Raw genomic sequence first — 5,437 nt, forward strand, 5'->3', positions numbered from 1 at the left:
AAAATTTCGCGCAAGCAGTCCCCTTGCGCAAAATCTTCTCGAAGATAATTTGGATATTTCCAACACACCTTCAATCCTAACATACCTTATCCAAACCCTATCAATGAGTGCCACGATACCCCATTCTATTGCCAAATCCGAACCAACCGAAACACCAGCCCTTAACCTTCAGCGCCACTTTACCACGGCCGACGTACATCCATTCACCGAGGTGGATTGGGAAACGCGCGACATTCGTCTGGAAGGTGCCGATGGCACGGTTATCTTTGAACAGCAGGGAGTCGAAGTACCTTCCTACTTTTCTGAAACCGCCACCCGTATCGTAACCAGTAAGTATTTTTATGGCGATTCCGATTTGGGAAACGATCCCAGGCAAGGCGGTCGGGAGACCAGTGTCCGTCAATTGGTGGCACGGGTAGCGGACACGATAACCGACTGGGGCCGACAAGACGGTTATTTCAAAACGGATGAACAAGCAGAAATTTTTAATCATGAACTGACATTCCTTCTAGTAAGACAGCGAGCTGCCTTCAACAGTCCGGTCTGGTTTAACTGCGGCCTTCATCACACCTACGGCGTGGGGAAAGATGGAGATTCTGGAAATTTCTATTTCGATACTTCCCGCAACAAGGTAGGTTCAGTCGACAACCAGTATGAATATCCGCAGTCCTCTGCTTGTTTTATTCAATCTGTGTCTGATACCATGGAGTCGATCATGGACCTGGCATCCTCCGAGGCCCGGTTGTTCAAGTACGGGAGTGGTTCCGGCACCAACCTCTCCAGCATTCGATCTACAAAAGAAAAACTGACCGGTGGAGGAACGCCGAGTGGCCCGCTTTCTTTTCTGGAAGTATATGACGCAGTTGCAGGTGTGGTAAAGTCTGGTGGGAAAACCCGGCGCGCCGCCAAAATGAACGTTTTGAATTCGGACCATCCTAACATCAGGGAGTTTATTGAGGCCAAGCTAAAGGAAGAAAGAAAAGCCTGGGCGTTGATAGAGCAAGGGTACGATCCATCATTTGGAGGTGAAGCTTACAACTCCATCAAGTTCCAAAACGCCAATTTATCAGTCCGGGCCAAAGATGACTTTATGCGAGCGGTCGAGGCGGATGACTACATCTGGACGCGAGCTGTACGCGACGGCGAAAAAGTCGAAAAACTGCGCGCGCGTAATCTCATGCATGGAATCGCCGAAGGAACGCATGTGTGCGGTGATCCCGGTCTCCAATTTGACGATACAATCAACGAATGGCACACCTGCAAAGCGACTGACCGACAACACTGCTCGAATCCCTGCTCCGAATATTACTTCATAGACGATTCCGCCTGCAACCTGGCGTCTATCAACCTGATGCCATTTATGGAAGGTGATACCTTCGATGTGGAGCGGTTTTGCGCTGCCGTTCGAATTCTCATTATCGCACAGGAGATATTGATTAGTCGATCCTCCTATCCGACTCCCGGCATTGCGTACAATTCGCATTGGTTCCGGCCTCTCGGGCTCGGTTACGCAAATATAGGTGCGTTACTGATGTCACGGGGGATCGGATACGACAGTGACAAGGGCCGCTCTCTGTCGGCGGGTATCACCGCGCTTATGACAGGCGAGGCCTATCGCACTTCAGCTGAGATTGCGGCGACAATTGACCCGTTCCCAGGCTACCATAATCCCCGTCCCTTTAACGGTCCTGAGCCTGTAGCCGAGAGTAATAAAGAGAGCATGCTGGAAGTAATTCGCAAGCACCGGGCGGCTCTCGACGAGATCGACGCGTCCTGCCCGGATTATTTGCTGGAAGCCGCTCGGGACCGATGGGACCAGGCCCTCAACGCTGGAGAACTTTCCGGGTTTCGGAATGCTCAGGTCACCGTCCTGGCACCAACAGGGACTATTGGATTTCTCATGGATTGCCAAACAACCGGTATTGAACCCGCGTTCGGTTTAGTGACTTACAAAACCATGGTCGGTGGTGGCTTTCTCACTTTACCGCTCGAAGTGTTAGATCCCGGTCTCAGGAAATTGGGCTACACAGATAAACAAATCGGTAAGATTCTAAAACACCTCGAAGATTACGGGACCTTGGAAACGGTCGAGATAAACGGAACCATCCATAAATCGGACCTCGAGGAAAAGGATCTTGCCGTTTTCGATACTGCAAACGTAAGCGGTATGGGCACACGGTTTCTTGGTTACCTGGGACACCTTCGAATGATGTCGGCGGTACAACCTTTCCTCTCCGGGGGCATTTCTAAAACCGTCAATGTGCCGCAGGCGACTTCTGTCGAGGAGATTGAAAAGATTTACATGGACGCCTGGAAACTGGGCATCAAAGGCGTTGCTATCTACCGCGACAGATCCAAGCGAAGCGCACCGTTGTCTTCACGGAAGAAGTCCTCAAACGACTTAACTGAAAAGCAAGTCCAGATCGTTACCGAACCCTACCGGCGCCACCTTCCTGATACACGAACCTCTCTGACACACAAATTCACCATTCAAGGACATGAAGGATATATTACCGTGGGGTGTTTCGAGGATGGTTCACCGGGCGAGGTTTTTATCAAAATGTCCAAAGGTGGATCTACCATCTCCGGGCTCATGGATACTATTGGAGTGTTAATGTCCTCAAGCCTTCAATACGGGGTACCGCTGGAAACTCTGGTCCGGAAATTCACCCACGTGCGTTTTGAACCCGAAGGGTTTACACCCAATCCTGATATCCCCATGGCCAAGTCTGTTATCGACTATCTCGTCCGCTGGATGGGTATGGAATTCATCCCCGGCTACCGGGAAAAAATGTCACCTAAAGCGCGCGCCGAAGCCAAAGCCGCCGAGCAGGAAGTATTGGAGGGAACAGTTTTTACCGGCCCGGATTATCAATTGGATCTGGCACTTTCTGAAAAGAGTGGAGAGACCTGTCCCGATTGTGGGTCGAACAAAATTCGCAAAACCGGAACATGCGGCGTCTGCATGGACTGTGGAACCAGCCTTGGGTGTTCTTGAACAAATACAGGTAATCGAAGAAGATTTACCGTTGCGAAGGTGGTGTTGGTTCAGTCTCTCAAGTTTGATAAAACAGTAACGATCGCACAAATTGATTGCTCCTTATCGGTCTTTTTATCTCCTACTTCCTGGTCACATAAACGTAATACGCGCTAGCGATCGTTTCTCTTCGATCATCGTCAAACCAGGTGTGCAACGCCATGGGACCTTGTTCCAGCTTAACTGTAAAACTGGCGTGAGTATCACCCGGGCTAACTTTTTGTGTAAGACCTTCAAATCCATAAGGTGGTTTTTCGGCAATGTCCAGGTGTTGAAAATCGCTGATGAACATCCTGGCTACTGCAATGGGTAACGCCACCCCTCCGTCCGGACTTGGATCCATCAATGGCAAATCCAATTCTTTTGGCCAACGGCGCAACTCAAATTCATACTCGCCAGCCTGGGCTACATCGAGAAGCCAATAGCCAGACTTGCGGGTGCCTATTTTGATTTGACGTTGTTGATCTACGAATACGTCCAGCCATTCGCACCCGGTAATCATCATCGGGTTTTCAATATCATCGCCAATAATAATTCGTTGAGGTTCGTTGGCGGTGGGCCCTACCCGATTCCACCAATCGTAGAGTACATTTCTCATCTTGGCGACTACCTCAGGATGTTGATCGAATACGTCTGTTTCCTGGAGAGGATCCGTCTCACGGTTGTAAAGCTGCCGGTCTTCCAACAAACGCCAACCCTTCCAAAGCACACCGGCATGGTTCCGTTTAAGGATAGACTGCGTATAAGGTGAAGGAATGTTAAATCCACCTGGCATCCGACTGTAATTTATAATCAGGGTACGATCTTCCGACACCTCCTCTGCTCCGAGCAGGACTCTGGCCAGACTCATACCATCAAAATTTTTTGCAGCAAAGGATTGGATGCCGCACAGATCCAGCAACGTGGGGAAAAGGTCCTGCACTTGAGTTAGACCATCAATGTCCCTGGGTGACATGAGTCGGCCATTGGGCCAACTTATGAAACAGGGGACACGATGTCCACCGTCCCACAATTGCGTTTTCATCCCGCGCATGTCGGCATTGTAATACTTGGGACCTTGGGTGCTTCCGTTGTCGGTTTTAAAAATCAAAATCGTATCTTCCCGCAGTCCTTCCTTCTCGAGAAACTCCATGAGTTTTCCCATGTTGGTATCAATATTCCTAACCATACCAAGGTAGCTACTCAGCGAATCTTTCAAACCCTCATCCAGGTGAGACAAGGTCGACTTCTCAAAGGCTTCCGCAATCGCTTTTTTATCTTCTTCTTTTGCGATAAGCGGCCCATGCGGCGTGTTGGTAGCAATGTATGTAAAAAACGGTTTACCAGACTTTGCGTTTTTCTTCATAAACTTCATCGCTTCATCGAAGAAAATATCAGTGCAATAACCTTTGTAAGCCTTGCGCTCCCCGTTGGTGATGTAGGTATCGTCGAAATAGTCATTTCCCCAGAAATCGGGGACCGAGCTGATGTGTGACGATGGGAACCAAATGGTTTCATCAAAGCCCCGATCTTCCGGACGGAATGGATAATTGTCACCCAAGTGCCATTTTCCGTAAATCCCGGTAGCATAACCGTTTTCTCCCAAAACATCAGCAATCGTCGGCAATTCCGCACGAAGTAAAGAACGCCCGCTACTCACATTGATCGCCCCGTTACGTGCAGCATCCATTCCCGTGAGCAACTGTCCACGGGTAGGAGTGCACATGGGCGAGACATGGTAATCAATGAGTCGCAGGCTCTGACTATGCAGCTTATCCAGGAATGGAGTCTGAAGAACGGGATTCCCATGCACCGACAATTCCGGATAACCCTGGTCGTCCGTCATAACGATTATTACATTGGGTCGGGCATTAAGAAAAGAAACCAGAGCAGTAAGAAAAATCAGGGTAGAGAATACTCGTCGAATCATAGTTCAGAGACACTACTCCAAAAGACCAAACGCGAACAAGACAAAAAACGGATTCTAGGTGATTCGGTAGTGATTCTTTCTACGGAGAGTATCCGGTCTCTTGGTCGAGGGAACAGCTCAATGCAACTTTCCTTGTAAGCGAGACCGGTAGGGTTACCGCGTCCTCGCAGTGCCGTGTATTTCCAGGAGATTCGGCGGCGGTGCGAGGACGCACTCGCCCTACCTGCTTGACTGTGGAGAGCGGTAAATTAATTGCAGTAAGGTCGTAACTCACCGCACTTTTAATTACACCCCGGAGATTCGGTAGTAAGATACCTCCTGCTACCAAAAACTTAGATGCGGGATTCGGGGTGCCCTCCTTCGCCCGAGGGCTTCGGCGTGACAAGTAGGAACAATATTAATCGCGATCCCGAGCGTTTTAAAATTACGGGTCGCGAATTTACCGAGGCCTTAGCCGGGATTTTTCTCGCCAACCAGATATCCTATTTCAA

2 protein-coding genes are annotated in these 5,437 nt (G+C 49.6%); one reads left to right on the plus strand and one right to left on the minus strand.

The window, feature by feature from the left end; genetic code table 11:
* Positions 1–103: 103 nt before the first annotated feature.
* The gene (locus tag O3C43_24535; GenBank protein MDA1069656.1) at positions 104–2,998 is read left to right on the plus strand and encodes a vitamin B12-dependent ribonucleotide reductase; all 2,895 of its coding nucleotides are present in this window, start codon (positions 104–106) and stop codon (positions 2,996–2,998) included.
* 121 nt (positions 2,999–3,119) lie between these two features.
* On the opposite strand, the gene O3C43_24540 is transcribed toward O3C43_24535, so the two are convergent.
* Positions 3,120–4,946, minus strand: coding sequence for an arylsulfatase (locus O3C43_24540; protein ID MDA1069657.1), 1,827 nt, complete (start codon positions 4,944–4,946; stop codon positions 3,120–3,122).
* Positions 4,947–5,437: the final 491 nt, after the last annotated feature.

The sequence above is a fragment of the Verrucomicrobiota bacterium genome (assembly GCA_027622555.1).
Lineage (GTDB): Bacteria > Verrucomicrobiota > Verrucomicrobiia > Opitutales > UBA2995 > UBA2995.